At 38.2% G+C, this 20,501-nt stretch carries 14 protein-coding genes and 2 pseudogenes; 2 read left to right on the top strand and 14 right to left on the bottom strand.

Annotation, left to right across the window (positions count from 1 at the left end):
- Window positions 1-119: 119 nt before the first annotated feature.
- The 10 genes and pseudogenes from QQZ16_RS12165 to QQZ16_RS12210 all read right to left on the bottom strand — a co-directional run bounded on the left by QQZ16_RS12165 (window position 120) and on the right by QQZ16_RS12210 (window position 13,513).
- Entirely contained in the window at window positions 120-578 is a 459-nt protein-coding gene (locus QQZ16_RS12165; protein WP_031538084.1) for a YueI family protein, read from the bottom strand.
- Between the two features lie 276 nt (window positions 579-854).
- Window positions 855-1,970, bottom strand: coding sequence for a CamS family sex pheromone protein (locus tag QQZ16_RS12170; RefSeq protein WP_235252053.1), 1,116 nt, complete (start codon window positions 1,968-1,970; stop codon window positions 855-857).
- Complete coding sequence (gene ligA / locus QQZ16_RS12175; protein WP_031538087.1) at window positions 1,967-3,991, bottom strand: NAD-dependent DNA ligase LigA; 2,025 nt, start codon at window positions 3,989-3,991, stop codon at window positions 1,967-1,969. Before ligA ends, QQZ16_RS12170 begins: the two co-directional genes overlap by 4 nt.
- Window positions 3,992-4,008: 17 nt before the next feature.
- Window positions 4,009-5,556 (bottom strand): annotated as a pseudogene (locus tag QQZ16_RS12180) (3'-5' exonuclease); the annotation flags it as partial.
- 96 nt (window positions 5,557-5,652) lie between these two features.
- On the bottom strand, window positions 5,653-7,455 hold the full coding sequence (ltrA, locus tag QQZ16_RS12185; protein ID WP_081836656.1) for a group II intron reverse transcriptase/maturase: 1,803 nt from the start codon (window positions 7,453-7,455) through the stop codon (window positions 5,653-5,655).
- Between the two features lie 824 nt (window positions 7,456-8,279).
- Window positions 8,280-8,963: pseudogene (locus QQZ16_RS12190) on the bottom strand (UvrD-helicase domain-containing protein); the annotation flags it as partial.
- 54 nt (window positions 8,964-9,017) lie between these two features.
- The gene (locus QQZ16_RS12195) at window positions 9,018-9,710 is read right to left on the bottom strand and encodes a heptaprenylglyceryl phosphate synthase (RefSeq protein ID WP_284561368.1); all 693 of its coding nucleotides are present in this window, start codon (window positions 9,708-9,710) and stop codon (window positions 9,018-9,020) included.
- Window positions 9,711-10,197: 487 nt separating this feature from the next.
- Window positions 10,198-10,512, bottom strand: coding sequence for a YerC/YecD family TrpR-related protein (locus QQZ16_RS12200; protein ID WP_031540068.1), 315 nt, complete (start codon window positions 10,510-10,512; stop codon window positions 10,198-10,200).
- Window positions 10,513-10,588: 76 nt separating this feature from the next.
- Window positions 10,589-11,629 carry a DUF3048 domain-containing protein gene (locus QQZ16_RS12205; RefSeq protein WP_284561369.1) on the bottom strand — a complete coding sequence of 347 codons (1,041 nt, stop codon included), beginning with the start codon at window positions 11,627-11,629 and terminating at the stop codon, window positions 10,589-10,591.
- Window positions 11,630-11,767: 138 nt separating this feature from the next.
- The gene (locus tag QQZ16_RS12210; RefSeq protein ID WP_048718924.1) at window positions 11,768-13,513 is read right to left on the bottom strand and encodes an adenine deaminase C-terminal domain-containing protein; all 1,746 of its coding nucleotides are present in this window, start codon (window positions 13,511-13,513) and stop codon (window positions 11,768-11,770) included.
- Between the two features lie 171 nt (window positions 13,514-13,684).
- On the opposite strand from QQZ16_RS12210, the gene QQZ16_RS12215 reads away from it, so the two are divergent.
- Together QQZ16_RS12215 and QQZ16_RS12220 are read left to right on the top strand one after the other, a co-directional pair.
- On the top strand, window positions 13,685-14,062 hold the full coding sequence (locus QQZ16_RS12215; protein WP_081836731.1) for a YgaP-like transmembrane domain: 378 nt from the start codon (window positions 13,685-13,687) through the stop codon (window positions 14,060-14,062).
- Window positions 14,063-14,173: 111 nt separating this feature from the next.
- Window positions 14,174-15,058 carry an SDR family oxidoreductase gene (locus QQZ16_RS12220; protein WP_031540073.1) on the top strand — a complete coding sequence of 295 codons (885 nt, stop codon included), beginning with the start codon at window positions 14,174-14,176 and terminating at the stop codon, window positions 15,056-15,058.
- An 891-nt stretch (window positions 15,059-15,949) separates the two neighbouring features.
- On the opposite strand, the gene purD is transcribed toward QQZ16_RS12220, so the two are convergent.
- The 4 genes from purD to purM all read right to left on the bottom strand — a co-directional run bounded on the left by purD (window position 15,950) and on the right by purM (window position 20,474).
- Entirely contained in the window at window positions 15,950-17,206 is a 1,257-nt protein-coding gene (gene purD / locus QQZ16_RS12225) for a phosphoribosylamine--glycine ligase (RefSeq protein WP_048718347.1), read from the bottom strand.
- A 28-nt stretch (window positions 17,207-17,234) separates the two neighbouring features.
- Window positions 17,235-18,773 (bottom strand): bifunctional phosphoribosylaminoimidazolecarboxamide formyltransferase/IMP cyclohydrolase, encoded by a 1,539-nt coding sequence (gene purH / locus QQZ16_RS12230; RefSeq protein ID WP_031539685.1) that lies wholly within the window; start codon window positions 18,771-18,773, stop codon window positions 17,235-17,237.
- A gap of 68 nt (window positions 18,774-18,841) precedes the next feature.
- Window positions 18,842-19,426 carry a phosphoribosylglycinamide formyltransferase gene (gene purN, locus QQZ16_RS12235; protein ID WP_031539688.1) on the bottom strand — a complete coding sequence of 195 codons (585 nt, stop codon included), beginning with the start codon at window positions 19,424-19,426 and terminating at the stop codon, window positions 18,842-18,844.
- 16 nt (window positions 19,427-19,442) lie between these two features.
- Window positions 19,443-20,474 carry a phosphoribosylformylglycinamidine cyclo-ligase gene (gene purM, locus QQZ16_RS12240; protein WP_031539691.1) on the bottom strand — a complete coding sequence of 344 codons (1,032 nt, stop codon included), beginning with the start codon at window positions 20,472-20,474 and terminating at the stop codon, window positions 19,443-19,445.
- Window positions 20,475-20,501 lie beyond the last annotated feature (27 nt).

A 20,501-nucleotide genomic window follows, 5' to 3' on the forward strand; every position in this document is an offset into this window, starting at 1 on the left:
CAAAACAAATATTTTGCACTTTCTTTTCATATTTACCCTTTTCAAAAAAAGTAAACATGCCTACAACAATTATTTTAAACAAAAAGGCCCAAAAAGATTTCTCCTTTTGAGCCCTTTTCTTACTTACTAAACCATTTTCCAATAGTCGTAAATAATCCCTTTTTCTGACTATCTTGCGAAGATTCCTCTTCTACTGTATCGTTTGTTTGTTCCCCGATATAAATATCTTCTTTATTAATCGCATGATCATAAGCAATTAATAAGCCAATTTCACTATCTGCCTCTTTATTGGTTACAATCGTGTATTCCATTTTGGCTTGATTAGCTTCCTTAATATATTTCGATAAGTATGAATAGTCTAAATGACCATTTAAATATAACTTCGCACCTGTATTCTTTTTCATCGCATCAAGTATTTCTTTGTAGGGCGATGGTTCAATTACTTGGGATTGATTTAGTGCAATCACAACTCTTTCTCTTAGAGTACCAAGAAATTTTCTTCGTTCCTCTGGCTTTGTTTCCTTTGCCCCATACATTCCCTTTTGCATATAATCATCTAAGTTAGGGTTTGATGACATGTTCACAACTCCTTCAAATAGATTCCTTTTCTCATACTATACTCTACTCTGCTGATAAAAAACCTTGTACCTTTTTGAAATTTTTTTGTCATGATACAAAAAGAGAGAGTTAGGCATCAGTTATTCCACTTTTCAAGGGAAGCATGATGATTAACTCTCTGACATTATCCTCTTAACCTTCAGTAAGTACACCGTTAGCTTATAAAATTCGAGGAAGAAGGTGTTCAACTAACCATAAACGAGAGATCAAGAGTTCCCATTTATGGAAGTATCCCTTTATTGATAAATATGAATAAATGGTTCTTCTGCATCAACATCACGAACAATTAATGCTTCAGGGCCATATACGGAGGTAATGCTAACCTGCACAGAAGAGGTATTATTTGGCGGAAAATGTTCCATAACCTTCCCTGCAACAAATTGAGTGAAGCCGAGTGCTTCTGCTTCTCCATAAAACTGAATCGGAATCTCAATGCTTAAATTCTGCATTTCATCATTCACATAGAAAGCTCTTCCGACAACTCCATTAAAGTTAGGAAAATAATTTTCAATGTCCTGCTTAAAATAAGAAAATGCATCCGCTTCTGACTTATATTGCGTATCTGAGCTTGGGAATAAAATATATTTTTCATTAATCTCTTCCCAGTCCCCTATACTTTTGCTATCACCTGCAACCTTAGCATATGAAATAAAGTTTCCAGGAACAACAGAGGAGCTTTCTTTCTGCTCAAAAAGAGAAATAATGATTGGAACCTTTTCAAGTCCTTCCACTTCTCTAATTCTTTTTACTACCTCTATTGCCATTTTTTTCCCTTCTTTTTCAAGCTTTGTTCGATCTATTTTCAGTTCTTTTGCCGCTCCCTTTTCTACATAGGAATAGACTGAATTCATAGCCAAACCAATTGAAATTCCACCAAGCTTTAAACTATTATCATCGGTTTTCACTAAATAATCATGTTCGAGGATATGAGCTAAATAAATGGGCTCTTTGCCATTTTCCTCGCCAGCTGGATTTAACCCCTTTGCATTCTTGCTAGACTTTCTCCCAAGCCAATTGGTGATTAAACTGCTATCTAAATACTGGCCTTCTTGGAAAAAGTATTGTTCTGGATCATATGCATTTTGTGCAATTCGCATTAATCCTGTTTCAAATTCAGCAATGTCATAGCGGGTATTTAAATTATTTACAACCAATCCCCTTGCTTCAGAAGCTTTGAATGGAACAACTACCTTATAATAATCGTCAGAGATTTTATAATTTGGTATAATCGCTGTTTCTGTTGTATTACTATCTACGTCTTCTGTCTTTACTTCTTCTTCTTTATTAAAGTTAGGTGCACAAGCTGATAGGACTAATATTAGTCCAAGCACCATCATTACGTGTTTTTTCATTCACCAAACACACCTTTGTTCTTCAATTCTTCCATAAGTTTTTCCTCATCCCATACTTCAAGACCTAACTGTTCCGCTTTTGTTAATTTACTTCCTGCATCATTTCCTGCAATGACTAAATCTGTTTTCTTGCTGACACTTCCTGTTATTTTACCACCTAATAATTCAATTTGTTCTTTAGCTTCATTACGAGAAAGTTGTTCTAACTTTCCTGTTAAAACAATGGTTTTTCCAGCAAATACGGAATCAGCATCTTCTGTCGTTACTGGTAATGGACCCGTATATTCCATGTTAACACCATAGGTTTTAAGTTCATTGATTAATTCCAGCACTTCTTCCTGTTCAAAAAAAGTGACAATGGAGTCAGCCATTTTTTCGCCAATTTCATTAATAGCCGTTAACTCTTCTTTTGATGCTTTAACAAGCTGGTCCATATGTTTGAATTCCATTGCAATTGTTTTTGCTGCTTTTGCTCCCACATGTCTAATTCCTAAGCCAAACAACAGCCTCTCAAGGGAATTTTGCTTTGAAGCTTCTATTGCGTGCAATAAATTATTCACAGACTTTTCGCCCATTCTTTCTAATTGAATGAGTTGCTCATAATCTAATGTGTATAAGTCCGCAACATCTTCAATTAGTTTTTCAGAAAATAATTGGCTCACTACTCGCTCACCAAGCCCGTCAATATTCATAGCATTTCTAGAAACAAAGTGAATTAAGCCTTCCCTAATTTGCGCAGGACATTTTGGATTAATACAGCGCAATGCTACCTCTTCCTCTAATCGAACAAGTTCACTATTACATTCAGGACAATGAGTAGGCATTAGAAATTCTTCTTCTTCACCGGTTCTTTTTTCCACTAAAACATTCACTACTTCTGGAATAATATCACCAGCTTTTTTGACAACAACCATATCGCCGAGTCTAATATCTTTCTCTCGTATTAAGTCCTCATTATGTAGTGATGCTCTTCTCACCGTTGTTCCAGCAACCTTTACGGGTTCTAATACAGCAGTTGGCGTCACAACACCTGTTCTCCCCACATTCAGTTCAATGGCAAGAAGCTTTGTCATTACTTCCTCTGCGGGAAATTTGTATGCTATCGCCCATCTCGGACTTTTTGCAGTTGTTCCAAGCTGCTCTTGCTGAGCTAAACCGTCTACTTTTATTACAATTCCATCTATTTCATAGGGCAAGTGTGGACGTTTTTCCTGCCAGCCTTCAATATACTGTAAAACATCCTCAATTGTTTGACATTTTTTTCTTTCTTTGTTTGTTTTGAATCCAAGTGTATCGAGTAAATCCAGTCCTTCACTATGGGATTGAACACCTGTCTGACCAACATCCCCAATGGCATAAAGGAAGATATCCAAGTTTCGAGATGCCGCAATGCGTGGATCTAATTGACGTAAAGAACCAGCTGCAGCATTTCTAGGATTGGCAAATGGCTCTTCCCCATTTTCATCCTTTATTTTATTAAGTGCCTCGAAGGATTTTTTCGGCATAAATGCTTCGCCACGAACCTCTAAACTGACCGGTTGATTTAAACGTAGGGGAATAGAGCGAATCGTTTTCAGATTCGCCGTAATATCCTCTCCAGTTGTTCCATCCCCTCGCGTTGCTCCTTGTTCAAATAAGCCATTCTCATATCGAAGGGAAACAGCAAGCCCATCTATCTTTAATTCACAGACGTATGAAAAGTCTTCCCCAATAGCCGCACGAACCTTTCGATCAAAATCGCGTAAATCCGCCTCATTAAATGCATTCCCTAAGCTCAGCATCGGTTTTTGATGCTGAACCTTTGAGAACATATCCAGTATTTCTCCGCCAATTCGCTGTGATGGAGAATCATTTGTTCTTAAGCTCGGAAATTGTTCTTCCAAACGGATTAATTCATTTAATAATGCGTCATATTCCGCATCAGGAACAGAAGGATTGTCCAGAACATAATATTCATACCCATACTGATTTAATAAATTATGCAGTTCTTTAACTCGCTTCTCTGCAAGAGTTTGTTCCATATATCCTTTTCCTTTCCTTATCCTTTTTGAATCGGTGCAAATTTAGCTAATAGTCGTTTAATGCCTACTGGGCTTGGAAAAGCAATGTCTAGCTCTTTTGAATCGCCTTCTCCTTTAACACTAACAACCGTCCCAGTACCCCATTTACCATGGACTGCTTTATCGCCTACACTCCATCCGATTCCTTCTCCACCTGTTGCGACTGTAGCAGGACGGATAACTGCCTTTCTCGTTGGCTGCTGTTGGGAATAAGAAGTTCGAGAGCCGCTTTGTGCTGGTGACATTCTTTGTCTATTCGAAACAGGATTCACACCTTCAAGCAAATCTTCCGGAATTTCTTTTACAAACCGAGAAGGTGGATTCATATTGGTACGTCCAAATAAAGTTCTCATCTGGGCATTTGTTAAATACAATTGCTTCTCTGCCCGTGTAATTCCTACGTATGCAAGACGGCGTTCCTCTTCCATCTCTCCTTCTTCCATTAATGAACGAGAATGTGGGAAAACTCCTTCTTCCAAACCAATTAAGAAAACAATTGGGAATTCTAAACCTTTTGCAGAGTGCAATGTCATTAAAACAACAGAATCTGCTTGGTTTCCATCATCATCCAATTTATCAATGTCGGCAACCAATGCTAAATCTGTTAGGAAAGCAATTAATGATTTATCGTCATTAGCATCTTCAAAGTTTTTCGACACAGACATAAATTCTTCTATGTTTTCTAATCTACTTTGAGCTTCAATGGACTTTTCCGCTTTTAACATGTCTACATAGCCGGATTTATCAATAACTTCTTCGACAAGTTCTGTCACAGATAAATATTCCTGCATTCTTGTATAATTTTGAATTAAATCACGGAATTCACTTGCAGCCTTCGTAATCTTTGGACTTAAGCCAATTAATTCAACGGCCTCTAATGCTTGATACATGGACATATCATGCATTGCTGCGAAATTAGCGATTTTATCAACTGAACTAGAGCCAATTCCACGCTTTGGAACGTTAATGACCCGTTGGAAGCTAATATCGTCATCCGGATTTGCAATCAGACGAAGATAAGCAAGTGTATCTTTAATTTCCTTTCGATCGTAGAACTTTATACCTCCAACAATCGAATATTCAATATTTGACTTAAGAAGCATTTCCTCCATTACACGTGATTGTGCGTTTGTTCGATAAAGGATAGCTATATCCGATAAGTTAAGAGATGTTTCTCTTCTTAATTCTTGAATTTTCCCAATAACAAATTGCGCTTCCCCTTGCTCACTATCAGCTCGGTAATAGTATATCTTGTTGCCATCTTCATTTTCTGTCCATAAATTTTTATCTTTACGACCAGAATTATTGGCAATGACCTGATTCGCGGCTTGCAGAATTCGTTTTGTGGAACGATAGTTTTGTTCCAGCATTACTACTTTTGCATTTGGATAATCCTTTTCAAAAGAAAGGATGTTGGATATATCTGCACCACGCCATGCATAAATAGACTGATCAGAGTCCCCAACTACACAGAGATTGCGGAATCGGCTTGCTAAAAGTTTTACTAGCATATATTGTGATCTATTCGGTTGCGATAGGTAAGACTTTGAAGTAATCTCCATCTTTTCCCCCGCTTAGCACCGTACGTGAGACTTTCACCTCATACGGCGCCCCATCAACTACTAGCTCGTTACATTATCAATTACACAGTTTCCCACTTTTTTACGAAGAGTGTTAACTTTACTCAGTTGTTCTTCATTAAGATTCAGTACATTAAGATACTTATTAATGGTGTTTTCTTTTACCGCATGGATTAACTTATGAATTTCCTTACATATAAATATAAGGTTTCGATAAGCGTCTGTTCCGCCTAAATTTCTTGGCTTCTTATGATGAAGTTCCATTTCCCCAATAATTAAGTCTTTACCAGTTATTGCACATTTACCTAACTGTGCAATGTACTTGGAGAGTCGATTGTCATTGTATTCCATACTCTCCGATTTTATTGGGTTTTCCATCAAATAATGTACCATGAATGGCGATACAGCTTCTTGGCTATTATGAACCAAGATTCGACCACTTTCGGTATAAGAGTTTTTCTCCTGAGTAAAGTTCAAAGGGCTTTTGTGTTTCACCCCATCTATCGGGAATAAAATCATGCCACACGCAAAGAATTTCTTTTTATTAAGATAATCTTTATATGCTTTTTGAAAGAATGGTGTGATAACTCCCTTTGAACTCTTTGCTTTTTTAAGCTTGTTATACAGGATTCGTTTGACTGAGTAAGAAATTTCACTGAAATCCTTTGTCGTATGTGTCGCATACCGATAATAATTGTGAATTCCCAAGATAGTTGAGTTAAATTTAGTTACTTCAGCCTTATTCGGTTTTCTTCGAATAAATTCAGCTTTTGTTTTTATTTTCTCAATTACCTTGCGTCGTGATTTATCTGTCATATGCGATTTAACAACACGCTTTTTGCCTTTTGGTACTACTTTGAACTTAAACCCTAGAAACTCAGAATAGTTCTTACGTAAATTGACTACTCTCGATTTCTCATTGCTGATTTCAAGGCCTAATCTTTCCTTTAACCACTGCTTAGAAGATTCAAATATAATAAATGCGGTTTTGTGGTCTCGACAAAAGATTTTAAAGTCATCTGCATATCTTACAATAAACATTTCCTTTAACTTGGTATACCTTTTAAGGGTGGCGTATTTTACCGTTTGGTCAAACCGCTGTTTTCCACCAATTACACGTATCTTTGTGTAATCCTTTCTCGTCTTAATTGTTTCCCACTGATTACTTATCCACCAGTCGAATTCATTCAATACTACATTTGAAAGTAACGGAGAAAGAATTCCTCCCTGTGGAGTTCCCTTAGTAGGTTTCCCAATTCCTTTAACCTCAGCTTTGAGCATCTTACTTATAATCGAAAGAATACGTTTATCCCTAATTCCAATCGTCCATAGTTGTTTAAGCAACTTCCCATGATCAACGTTATCGAAGAAACCTTTAATATCAACATCTACTACATAATGTAGTTTGTTTTTGTTTGCTAATGTTACAGCCCTTGAATATGCGTGGATTTGACTCCGATGAGGTCTGAATCCATAGCTATGTTTATGAAAGCGAGCCTCGCATATAGGTTCAAGAACTTGTAATAGGCATTGTTGAATAAGTCTATCTTCAATAGTAGGAATTCCTAAAGGACGAATGCCGCCATTTGGCTTTTGGATTTCCTTACGTTTCACTTTATGAGGTTTATAATCATCTAGGCGTTTTTTAACATATTGTACAAGCATATCAGGGCTTCTAAGTCCGATTTCGAATATAGTGTTTTGATTCACTCCCGCTGTCTTACTTCCCTTGTTTTTCTTGATGTTACGAAAAGCAAGTTTAACATTTGCAGGGTGTAGAACTAATTCATATAACTTATTAAAAGTTTTTCCTTCCGAACTTAGCTGATATAACTGGTCAAACATGTCTTGTGTGTTGTAATACTCATTGTTTCTCAGCTTTTGACTTTTTAACTTCTTCGGCTTCGCATGGGTTTCAGTCAATTACTCACCTCTTTACATTCCCAAATTGGGTTTGTAATTTCAGCTTTCATTTCTCTTAGTCATACTCGAACCTGAAATTTCTGTTTTAATAATGTCGTCTTCTAACAGTTGACTAATGGCTATCCCTCCACTGTTTGTTATAACAGTTTCTTTGGTACTGTGCCATTACCTTCACCGACATAAAAGAGGTTATACATATACACTTTCGACATATATGCTTTCCCTGCTACCGCTTCATAGAATGCAAACTCTCCACGTTATCGGCTTACCACGTTCCAAGAATCCTATCTGTTCATTCACAATCCGTAGGTGATTCCTCTAGCCCTGTTAGCTGGATGATGCCTGTAACATCATAAGGTATTTCATAAAGACAAATTTTACTCTACCTCACTAACCCCGACATGCGGGACTATCCGTTTCGAATAGCTATATCTCTAGAGCCGTACATTCGGAATTTCGTCAATAGATGGCTGTGACATCTAATTTCTCACCATAGATTGTCTTGTAGAACCCCGGTCTATCAGCCATACCCCCTGCCTCCAGAGAGCTTTCCTCGTCTTTCTCGTTAGGATGACCTTCAACCGACTTCACCGAGCTTATAACCCTCAAGTGTTTTGCACCACCTGAACGCTATTCGGAGGATTAGGCGAGCCTTTCAGGGCGTTACCCCATCATTCGACTCTTCAGATTCTTAGTTCTCCTAGCATTACGCTAGTGTCTAACCTTTTCAGTTAGAAACGTGTCGCACTATCCTGATACTCATCTACATGAATATATTGAAACTTACGTTGATAGTATTCTAAAACTTCTGGTACTCTTTGAAATAGATGGATTGTCTGCATGATTAAATCATCGAAATCCAAGGCTTGGTTTTTGCGCAAGCGCTTTTGATACTCTGTATATACATCACTAACAATTTGTGAAAAGTAATCGCCTGCAGTCTTCGCAAATTCTTCTGGAGTAACAAGCTCATTCTTTGAAGAACTAATACTTGCTAGAATAGCACGGGGATCATATTTCTTCGGATCAATGTTTCGGTCTTTCAGGATGCCTTTAATAACAGACTGCTGATCTGTTGTATCCAATATCGTAAAGTTTCGGTTATAGCCAATTCGATCAATATCTTTTCTTAATATCCGCACACACATCGAGTGAAAGGTTGATATCCATATATCCTCACTTGCTCCGCCTAAAACAGCTGCTATTCTCTGACGCATTTCCTTCGCCGCTTTATTTGTAAACGTAATTGCTAAGATATTGTATGGATTAACCCCCTTTTCCACCATAAGATAGGCAATTCTCTGTGTTAAAACTCGGGTTTTTCCACTTCCTGCACCTGCCATAATTAATAAAGGACCCTCTGTCGCTTTAACGGCTTCCTTCTGTTCAGGATTTAATCCATTTAGTATTTTATCTGTTAAAAATTGCATCTTTTCACCACCATAAGAACATATATTCTATTTTAACCTAGCTTCATTGATTATTCAACGATAGCTCTTTTTTATTTTGACCGTTCGCAATGCGGCAGATATGTCTGTGTAAATTATATTTCCGACAACAATTACATCTGCATAATTTGCCATTTCCTCAGCCTGTTCGACTGTTTCAATACCTCCACCATAGAACAGAATGGTTTCACTTAATTGACTCTTTGCAGCTTTTACAATCGAAGGTTCTCCATATGCTCCGCTATATTCCAAATAAAAAATGGGCAAATGAAACATCTTTTCTGCCATTAAGGCATATGCTGCGATATCTTCTTCGGATAATTCTGTCTGAGCATTTGTTAATTCCGCTACTTTACAGTCTTTATTTAACACACAGTAGCCTTGAATCAAAAATTCATCCCAATCCATAAGCTCGCCATATTCCTTCACTGCTTCATGGTGAAGACCAGTTATCCATTTTGTATCCCTGCTATTTAAAACAGTAGGAATAAAATATAAATCAAATCCGGGTGAAACCGAATCTATTGTTGACACTTCTAATATACAAGGAACAGTGTAGCGACGGACACGCGCCATTAGATTTAGGACATTATCTAATGTTATGCCATCCGTTCCTCCAATGATGATTGCATCTGTACCAGATTCACATAAACGATCTAGCGCTTCATCTGAAATTTCCTTATTCGGGTCTAATTTAAATACATGACGCCATTCGCGCACATCATACATGCAAACTTCCTCCATTCTAACCTTTACATCATTTCATTATAGCATTAGATATTCCATCAAAAAAGAAATCCTTCCGATTAACTGCTTGTAAATATTTCTTGGTGATTAGAAAAGCGGAGGACACCCGTTTAGGAGCGTGTGAGGTGGACCAACCTTTCCTGAGATATAGGAAAAAACATGGTCAACTCTAGTGAACCGATGTTAACTGATCGTAAGGAAAGGTTGTGAAGCCCATCAATCCTAGGTGCCCGGAGCTGGACACCAAATCAACTTCATAAACTTATGCTTTCTTAACTCTTAAAAGGAATGGAGGAAACCCCTCTCTTTTCTATTGGACGAAAAGGAGGAAGCAATTGTTTCATTTCTCACATAGTAAATTAATCATTGTTTTCATCAAAAACTGTCTAGAATTCAAAAATAAAAGGGTTGTCCCGAAAAAGAAAATCGTTCAGATTTAATCTTTTTTGGGACAATCCCTTTCGCAATCTTATTCTTCTATTTTAGTTGGATCTTCTTTCTTAATTCGTGCTAACGCTAATTCATATGCATCATTTCCATAATTCAGGCAGCGTTTAACGCGGGATATAGTTGCAGTGCTTGCACCTGTTTCTTTTTCAATTGTATGATACGTATTTCCTTCCCTTAGCATTCTTGCTACTTCTAACCGTTGGGAAAGGGATTGAATTTCATTGACTGTACATAAGTCATCAAAAAACTGATAGCATTCTTCCAATGATTCAAGGGAGAGAATGGATTCAAATAATTGATCCAACTCTCTTCCTCTTAATTTATCAATTTGCATAGGAAACCTCCATTTTTTATCCATTATTTTTATCAAAGGCAACATTTTTAGTAATCAGCCTTACCAATAGTCATCATTATTTCAACGTTACGGCGCTCTTTAGTCCAGGAGTCGAAGGGATTATATTAATCCACGTTTTCCCAGGTACAAAACCTAGCTGTTTATCTCCTTTAAATGGGAGAAGTCTTCCTTCAACATTTTCCCAATGAACTTCCTGCCATTTTCCTTGCTGCAACAAATAGGCGTTGCCGCCAGATGTTAAATCAATTTCTTTTCTTCCTTTATTATCAATAACCTTATGACTAGTTTCAATTATAAACACATTATCTACTGCCACGGATGCATTTGTTTCATAATCAACTGTTTGTTCCCCATTAGAGAATCGAATATATTTCTGGATATCATCTTCATATAAAAACTGTGAATTAAAGCTTGGATTCGTACCATAATTAATAGTGACAGAGGTTGCCTCTTCGCCCTCTATTTCCTCTAGTTCTTTTGTTTTTAAAAATAGTAATGGTTCTGGTGCTCCTGATAACGAATAATTATTCTCCTTTGCACCCTTCTCAATGTTGGCAAAGCTTATGTAAGAATTATGCGGAGCAACTCGATCAGAGGACCTTTTAAAGAGGGTTCCATCATACTCCATGCCGTTTAAATTATCAATATAACCGTTTGTAAGCAGTTTTTTTGCTTCTGGACTATAGCCATGTGCAATATACAAACTATTATAACCCTTTGCAAGCTCGATATAATAGTCTCGTGAACTACGGACAGGCCCAACTACTGTAGGCTTTGTACTTTGAAAAACCGCTAGAAACCGAGTAACTTCACCTTCTGCTAATACTTCATACACAATATCTGCATCTGTCAGTCCTGTTTGTGGTCTTGCATCAGGATGATTATTAACCATAACAGTAACTGCACGGTCTGTACTTTCTGTATTGCTAGGCAAACCAGTTAATGGATATAAAGTAGCAAGGTCTGTTAATCCCTCTTCTTCCTTAGCACCATTGCCGGTTTGATTACCATTATGTTTTCCTACATCCTTCGGTTCGCTGTTGCAGGCCGTTAAGGTAAGAAGCAGAAATAGAAAAACAAACCATCTTTTCTTCATAGTCCCCTCCTAGTAATCCATCAACATGATGTTAAATGGTCTGTGTCGTTTATAACATCTACTCCCTTTAAGGGAGTAGATCCTTACTTAATTAATATATCAGAATATTCTAATTAAACAATAGAACTCTTTTATATTTTAACGCATTATCGCTGGAAAGAGTATACTTTTATTCATTACATCAAATAAACCTTTTTGCGTAATCCGAATATATGGCAAATGGGTAGAGGTGAAAAACACAATGGTGTAGATAGGATCCTCATACTGGTAGCCTCTATCTTTAATATACTGCAGTAATTCCTTCTCTTTTTTAATAAGCTCCTCCATTGGCATAGCAGCCATCATTCCTCTTAATGGCAATGGAATTTCAATGTCTACCTTTCCGTTTTTCACTAGAACAATGCCTCCACCTATCTCCTTTAAGCGATTAAATGCGGTTATCATATCAGCATGGCTTTTTCCTAATAAAACTATATCTCCATCTCCTGTATAAGAGCTAGCCATTCCGCCAATTTCCTTTGTAAATCCCTTCAATAAAGTGTTTATTCGCCATTCTCCCTCTCGATCTAAGAGCATAAAATAACATTCATCGTGTTCCTCTGTAAGAATTGCATCAGAAACGTTAATCGAGATGGAATATGGTTTGGTAATCACTGCATTCTCTAATCTTATTCCAAAGGGCATCGAAAATTGCATGTCAAGGCTATTTACATTCCATTTTATATCAAGGGGGGTTAAATTAAATTGCTCCCACTCAACCGTTGGATAAGCTTCCTTTATTTCTTTTCCATCTTTCTTCACCCAAATTCCTTTGGCTAACACAGAGAGAGGCGTTGGATTATCTTTCGCCTTCAGTAAGTTGATATTCGCAACTCTCCCTGTTGCAATGTTGCCATGTAAATGTTCAATTCCATGAAAGTTAGCGATATTAATGGTTGCCATATTATAAGCATCTACTAATGGTACACCATGATTCATTGCTATTCGAATGAGTTGATCAATATGCCCCTTTTCGTAAAAGGAGGACGGAGATCCGTCTGTTGTTAGCATTAAACGATCATACTGATCAATTCCCAATTCTTTCATTTCCTTTAGCAATTTAGGCAAATCTGGTCGGATAGAAGAGTACCTAAGACTTACTTTATACCCTTGAAGCAAACGATTCAGCACCTCTTTCCCTGTCATTGCTTCATGATCACTATCTACTCCCAGAAGCATTAATTTTGCGAGCGTTTTCTCAGATGCTCCCGGAAAATGTCCCTCGATTCGCTTTCTCAGACGCTTTGTCTCCTGCATCCAGTGAAGCATCATATCATCACCGTCTAAAAGTTTCGGCCAGCCTGTTAATTCTCCACCTTGAATTACTGCATCATTCTCTATCCAACTTTTTACATTTCCATGGGAAAAAACTTGCTCTTCATCTTGTAGCTCTGTTTGTGCATCATATCTACTCCACCATAATATCGTAGATGGAATGTCCTTCATAAAGTTCAAAAAAGTAAACGCTTTCTTTTTTTCTAACTGCATAGCCAAAACAAGGTTATCATTCACATATGTAGTTGTACCAAATTGTGATGTATATTGGGCTAAGGTTAGGGGATTATATATTTGAAAAGGATGAGCATGTGGTTCTATATATCCTGGAACTAAAAAAAGTTCTGTGCAATCAACAATTTCTGCTTGATCTATTCGGATGGGCATGTCATTGCCCACATAAATGATTCTATCTTGATATATCCAGATATTTGCTATAAGCCACTTGCGTAATATCTGATTTAAATAAGTTGCATTTTTTAGAATGATTGTGGGGGATTTTTCACCATTCAAAATGGATACATGGTCACGCAAAACTTTGTTTTTCCATCGATATCGCTGAGCTAACACTACGCTTCCTCCCTTTTCATGGTCTGTCTCATGTATATAAAAAATGGAACGATTTTTCTTTGAATATATTAGGAATTGCTATGTAATTTCCTAAGATTAACATTATTTTACCATATAAAGTATTAATTCATATTACTGTTTTGTTAAATTTATGTAGGAGGAACGAAACTTATGAATCCAAAACAAAATATAAGTTTAATTAATGCGCTTATTCGTATTACTTGTGGTTGTGCATTCCTTGCATGGAGCACAGCAAAAATGGCGAAGAAGCCTTATCGACAATCATATTTTCTAATTGCATTGCTAGCTGGGATGAAAATCGCAGAAGGAATCGTCCGTTATTGTCCATTAGTTGCGCTTTATGGAAAAAAGGATGAAATGATGCCTAAATTCCAGCACAAACACACGCAAAATCAAAGCTCTCACAGTCCATCACCATCTTCCCACGATTCCGAGGCAAAAGATTCTTCTTCCTCTCATGGAGTTGCAGAAATGATGGAACAGTTTAGTCCAGAGAAAATATTTTCTCCAGACGATATGAAAAAATAAAACATTGCTATGGGCTATCCAATATATCGGATGGCCTTTATCTTGTTTATGTTTAGGAATGCCTTAAGGTGGTAAATGCAATAACATAAAATGAACGAAGGAGCTGATAAAATGGCAAATCCAAAAAATCCATTGGATCTATATTATAATGATGAATTTCCAAAACAATATCAGGAGCCTCCAGGTGTACAAGCTAAAATGGATCCCCAGCCTGATTGTGGGGAAACAAGCTATAAGGGCTCTGGAAGATTAAAAGGACGAAAAACATTAGTAACTGGTGGCGATTCTGGAATTGGTCGTGCAGCCGCCATTGCTTATGCCCGTGAAGGTGCTGATGTAGCAATTAATTACTTACCAGCTGAACAAGAAGATGCTGATGAAGTAAAGAAATTAATCGAAGCAGAGGGACAAAAGGCAGTGCTGATACCTGGAGACTTAAGTGATGAGAGCTTCTGTAAAGAATTAGTGGATAAAGCTTATCAGGAATTAGGTGGACTAGACGTATTAGCTTTAGTAGCCGGAAAACAACAAGCTGTTAATGATATTCTAGATTTATCAACAGAGCAGCTCCGAAAAACCTTTGAAGTAAACGTATTTTCTTTATATTGGGTAGTGAAAGCGGCACTTCCATACTTGCCAAAGGGAGCTTCTATTATCACAACTACCTCTGTTCAAGGCTATAATCCAAGTCCAAACTTATTAGATTATGCCCCATCCAAATTCGCCATTAACGGCTTTACTCGAGGCCTTGCCAAACAATTGGCCTCTAAAGGAATCCGAGTAAATTCTGTTGCACCGGGCCCTATTTGGACAGCCTTACAAATTACAGGTGGACAGCCAAGTGAAGCTATTCCTTCATTCGGCCAGCAAGCACCTTTGAAACGTGCTGGACAGCCAGTTGAATTATCAAGTACTTATGTATTTCTGGCATCTGATGAATCTAGCTATGTTACTGCTCAAATATATGGTATTACCGGTGGGATTGAATTGGCTTAAGTTTAAATGGGGGAAGTGTCTCTGTTACCTAGAGGTTGGATTTTTTATGTTGTTGGGCTTAGAGGAGGAGTCTCTGTTACCTCGAAGACGGCTTTTGCTTGATTTTGGGCTCAGAGACGACTCCTCTGTTACCTTGAAGGGCGCTTTTGCTTGATTTTGGGCTCAGAGACGACTCCTCTGTTACCTCGAAGGGCGCTTTTGCTTGATTTTGGGCTCAGAGACGACTCCTCTGTTACCTCGAAGGCGGCTTTTGCTTGATTTCGGGCTCAGAGACGACTCATCTGTTACCTTGAAGGGCGCTTTTGCTTGATTTTGGGCTCAGAGACGACTCCTCTGTTACCTCGAAGACGACTTTTGCTTGATTTTGGGCTTAGAGACGCTTCCTCTGTTACCTTGAAGGGCGCTTTTGCTTGATTTTGGGCTCAGAGACGATTCCTCTGTTACCTCGAAGACGGCTTTTGCTTGATTTCGGGCTCAGAGACGACTCCTCTGTTACCTCGAAGGGCGCTTTTGCTTGATTTTGGGCTCAGAGACGACTCCTCTGTTACCTTGAAGGGCGCTTTTGCTTGATTTTGGGCTCAGAGACGACTCCTCTGTTACCTCGAAGACGGCTTTTGCTTGATTTTGGGCTCAGAGACGACTCCTCTGTTACCTCGAAGACGGCTTTTGCTTGATTTTGGGCTCAGAGACGACTCCTCTGTTACCTCGAAGGGCGCTTTTGCTTGATTTTGGGCTCAGAGACGACTCCTCTGTTACCTCGAAGACGACTATTGCTTGATTTTGGGCTTAGAGACGCTTCCTCTTCCTCTATTACCACACCATATACCATTAACAAAAGAATCCCCATATGCAATCATCGACTAAATCAATGCTACATACGGAGATTCCTTCTTATTTTATCGCTTTAAAGCCGATGTCATTTCGATAAAAAACGCCATCGCTCTCTAATTTCTCTAGCTCTTTATATACTTTATCCTGTGCATCTTTTAAAGTATGGCTCTTGGCAGCAATTAATAAAACTCGACCGCCATCAGTTGTAAATGCCCCTGCTTCATTTAAGTTCGTTCCAGCATGAAAAATAGAGACATCTTCCATTTTGTCTAAGCCATGGATAACAACGCCTTTTTCATATGCCTCCGGATAGCCTTTTGACGCAATAACTACTCCTAGCATTTCCTCTTCATACCATTCAATAGTTGGAGTGTCTCCATTTAATACAGACAAAATAACTTCCACTAAATCGGACTTCATGCGCGGTAAGATAACTTGTGTTTCTGGATCACCTAGTCTTGCATTAAATTCGATTACCTTTGGCCCTTTATCTGTAGCGATTAAGCCAGCATATAAAATGCCTGTAAATGTTCTGCCTTCTGCTATCATCGCTTTTGCAGTTGGTTTGACTATTGTTTCAATTGCCGTTTGCACGATTTCTGGATCGATGTGTGGAACAGGAGAATAAGCTCCCATCCCCCCTGTATTTGGCCCTTTATCTCCATCAAAGGCACGTTTATGATCTTGGGCAATTTCCAAAGGTATTACCGTATCTCCATCCACAAAGGACATTAAAGAAAATTCTTCGCCAGCTAAAAATTCCTCAATAACGACTGTTGCAGAAGCACTTCCGAATTTTTCGCCAACAAGCATTTCCTGGATGCTCTCTAGAGCCTCTTCCATGTTCATCGCAACAGTTACACCTTTTCCTGCTGCTAATCCGTCTGCTTTAATAACAATCGGTGCACCTTTTTCCTCAATATACGCTTTCGCCGCCTTATAATCAGAAAAAGTTTGGTATTCTCCAGTTGGAATTTGATATTTCTTCATTAAGTCTTTAGCGAATGATTTGCTTCCTTCTATTTCAGCGGCACGTTGATTTGGGCCAAAAACTTTTAAGCCAGCAGCTTGAAACTGATCAACCACCCCAAGAAGTAACGGTACTTCTGGACCTACAATAGTTAAATCAATCTTTTGCGTTAAGGCAAAATCGACCAGTTTCGCTACCTCTGTTTCTTCTATCGCAATACGTTCTGCGACATCGGTCATTCCAACATTTCCTGGCGCCACAAAAACAGTGTCCACTTTTTCACTTTCCCTTACTTTTGTACAAATTGCATGCTCCCGACCACCGCGGCCAATAACGAGTACTTTCATTCTCTTATATCCCCCAAGCTTAAAGATATTAATGTTTGAAATGTCTTACTCCTGTTAATACCATTGCAATTCCATATTCGTTTGCTTTTTTGATGGAATCTTCATCACGAATACTTCCACCTGTTTGAATAATCGCTGTAACTCCTGCTTTGGCAGCCGCTTCAACCGTATCATCCATTGGGAAAAATGCATCAGATGCTAACACTGCACCCACTGCTTTCTCACCAGCCTGTTCTAAGGCAATTTTTGCAGACCCGACGCGATTCATTTGGCCAGCACCAACCCCAAGTGTCATTTCTTTGTTATTCACTACAATTGCATTTGATTTAACATGCTTAACGATTTTCCAGCCGAATTTAAGAGCTTCCCACTCTTCATCTGTAGGTTTCTTCTCTGTAGGGATTGTAATCGTTGCATCATCTAAAGAATAGCGGTCAAAATCTTGTGTTAATAATCCACCCTCAATAGAAGTGAATTTCATTTCTTTGCTGCCACCTGTTCCAAAAGGAATTGTTAATAAACGAATATTTTTCTTTCCTTGTAAAATGTCTAAAGCCTCTTGGGAATAAGAAGGGGCGATGACAATTTCCAAGAAAATTTCATGTAGTTTTTGAGCTGTCTCTGCATCTACTTCTCTATTTAACGCAATAATCCCACCGAAGATAGAAACTGGATCTGCTTCAAAAGCTTTTGTGAAAGCAGTAAAAATATCTTCTCCTGTTCCAACTCCACATGGATTACTATGCTTAATCGCAACTGCAGCAGGCTCTGCAAACTCTTTTACAATTTGGATTGCTGCATCTGCATCGTTGATATTGTTATAAGATAGTTCTTTTCCATGTAATTGAGTTGCATTAGCAATCGAGAAATCAGATCCAAGTGGTTTACGGTAAAATGCTGCCTTTTGATGTGGATTCTCTCCATAGCGCAAGGATTGCTTCAACTCATATGTAACTGTTAATTTTTCTGGTGTTTCTTCTTGCGTAAGCTCTGTCATATATTCTGCAATCATAGCATCATAAGCTGCTGTATGACGGAATACTTTTGCTGCAAGTCTTCGTCTCGTTTCAAACGATACTTCCTTATCTTGCTTTAATTCAGAAATAACGGTTTGATAATCAACAGGATCTACCACTACCGTTACATACTGGTGATTCTTTGCTGAAGCACGAAGCATTGTTGGTCCGCCGATATCTATATTTTCAATCGCATCTTCCACCGTTACATCTGGCTTAGCAATCGTTTGTTGGAAAGGATATAAATTAACACAAACGATTTGAATTGGGTCAATTTTATGCTCTTCTAATTGGGCAATATGGCTTGGCTCATTAAATTTCGCAAGCAACCCACCATGAATATACGGATTTAATGTTTTCACTCTTCCTTCTAGAATTTCAGGAAATCCAGTGACCTCGCTAACACTCATTACAGGAATCCCACTATCTTGAATTGCTTTTTTTGTTCCGCCTGTAGAAATTAACTCAAATCCTAATTCATGTAGCTCTTTTGCAAAATCTGTAATACCTGTTTTATCAGAAACACTAATTAACGCTCTTTTTTTCATCATTATTCCCCCTGATATTTCATGCCTGTTGATATCTTAAGTATGATGGTCTTTTTAGTTTATCTGTTCGTCTATTGATGGAATACTTCTTTTTTATGAAGTAAGTGTTGTATAACGCTTGGATAAAGTCGGTGCTCCAATGCTTGAATTTTTTCCTGAATGCTTTCTCTTGTTTCTTTGTCTGACAAAGTAATGGCCTCTTGGGCAATGATGGGGCCTGTATCCATTCCAGCGTCAACGTAATGAATCGTGATGCCTGTTTGCGAAACTTTAGCCTTTAATGCTTGGCCAATTGCGTCCTTGCCTGGAAAAGCTGGCAATAGCGACGGGTGAATATTGATAATTTTTCCAGAATAAGCTTGTAAAAGTGTTTCACCTATTAATCTCATATATCCTGCTAGAACAATTAAGTCAACTTCATTTGCTTTTAAATGCTTTAAAATCTCTCGTTCATAGTTTGCCTTTTCCTGATAATTCTTCGCTGCAAAAACAAAGGTAGGTATTTCTTCCTTCATCGCTCTATCAATAACAAAAGCTCCCGGTTTATCAGAGACTAATAGGGTAATAGAGGTATTTAGCTCCTCTCGTTTTACCGCATTTACTATTGCCTGAAAGTTTGAACCATTACCAGAAGCAAAAACAGCAATCCGCTTCATATACATTCCTCCAACACTATTTGAGGATGATATTTATTTCCCCGTCATCTGTTACTTTACCAATTGTATACGCCTTTTCCCCAATACGAGTAAAATGGTCAATTACTTGCTCCTCTTCTTCTTTGCTGACAGCAAGCACCATTCCAGTGCCCATATTAAAGATGTTATACATTTCTTTACGATCGATTTCACCAATTTGCTCCATTTTTTCAAAAACAGCTGGTACTTCCCAGTTTGATTCATCCAGTTCCATTCCGAAGCCTTCTGGAAGCATTCTTGGAATATTTTCGATAAAGCCGCCGCCAGTAATATGAGCAAGACCTTTAATCTCAAATTCCTTTAAAGCAGATAGCACTGATTTGACGTAAATTTTAGTCGGCTTGATCAATTCTTCTCCTAACGTACAACCGAATTCCTCGATATAATCAGATAGAGACATATTGGCTTTGTCAAAAAATAATTTTCGGACAAGAGAGTAGCCATTGCTATGAATTCCATTTGATGCTAGGCCAATCAATACATCTCCAGCTTGGATTTTTTCGCCAGTTACTAGCTTTTCTTTTTCACAAGCTCCGACAGCAAATCCTGCTAAATCATATTCTTCCTCATCATACATTCCTGGCATCTCAGCAGTTTCACCGCCAACTAAAGCACAGCCGGCTTGTTCACAGCCATCTGCAATTCCTTTGACAATCGCCTCGATTTTACTAGGGTCTGCTTTTCCACAAGCAATATAGTCAAGGAAATAGATAGGTTCTGCCCCTTGAACGACAATATCGTTCACACACATTGCCACAGCATCAATTCCAATTGTGTCATGCTTATCAAGCATAAAAGCAAGCATTAACTTTGTTCCTACTCCATCTGTCCCTGATACCAAAACAGGATTATTTAAATGAAGGACAGATAAATCGAACATGCCGCCAAATCCGCCTAATCCACCCATAACACCTGGACGAGTTGTTTTTTTCACATGCTTTTTCATTCTTGTCACTGCTTCATAGCCTGCCTCTATATTAACTCCTGCTTGTTTATAAGCTTCAGCCATTTTATGCCTCCTAAAATATCGAAAAGT

It is taken from the genome of Bacillus sp. T2.9-1, assembly GCF_950097965.1.
Lineage (GTDB): Bacteria > Bacillota > Bacilli > Bacillales > Cytobacillaceae > Niallia > Niallia hominis.

Bases quoted from the DNA above. Each gene is read 5' to 3' on its own strand.
- QQZ16_RS12165 (WP_031538084.1), bottom strand. From the start codon at position 578: ATGTCATCAAACCCTAACTTAGATGATTATATGCAAAAGGGAATGTAT.
- QQZ16_RS12170 (WP_235252053.1), bottom strand. From the start codon at position 1,970: ATGAAAAAACACGTAATGATGGTGCTTGGACTAATATTAGTCCTATCA.
- ligA (WP_031538087.1), bottom strand. From the start codon at position 3,991: ATGGAACAAACTCTTGCAGAGAAGCGAGTTAAAGAACTGCATAATTTA.
- ltrA (WP_081836656.1), bottom strand. From the start codon at position 7,455: ATGTTTGACCAGTTATATCAGCTAAGTTCGGAAGGAAAAACTTTTAAT.
- QQZ16_RS12195 (WP_284561368.1), bottom strand. From the start codon at position 9,710: ATGTATGATGTGCGCGAATGGCGTCATGTATTTAAATTAGACCCGAAT.
- QQZ16_RS12200 (WP_031540068.1), bottom strand. From the start codon at position 10,512: ATGCAAATTGATAAATTAAGAGGAAGAGAGTTGGATCAATTATTTGAA.
- QQZ16_RS12205 (WP_284561369.1), bottom strand. From the start codon at position 11,629: ATGAAGAAAAGATGGTTTGTTTTTCTATTTCTGCTTCTTACCTTAACG.
- QQZ16_RS12215 (WP_081836731.1), top strand. From the start codon at position 13,685: ATGAATCCAAAACAAAATATAAGTTTAATTAATGCGCTTATTCGTATT.
- QQZ16_RS12220 (WP_031540073.1), top strand. From the start codon at position 14,174: ATGGCAAATCCAAAAAATCCATTGGATCTATATTATAATGATGAATTT.
- purD (WP_048718347.1), bottom strand. From the start codon at position 17,206: ATGAAAGTACTCGTTATTGGCCGCGGTGGTCGGGAGCATGCAATTTGT.
- purH (WP_031539685.1), bottom strand. From the start codon at position 18,773: ATGATGAAAAAAAGAGCGTTAATTAGTGTTTCTGATAAAACAGGTATT.
- purN (WP_031539688.1), bottom strand. From the start codon at position 19,426: ATGAAGCGGATTGCTGTTTTTGCTTCTGGTAATGGTTCAAACTTTCAG.
- purM (WP_031539691.1), bottom strand. From the start codon at position 20,474: ATGGCTGAAGCTTATAAACAAGCAGGAGTTAATATAGAGGCAGGCTAT.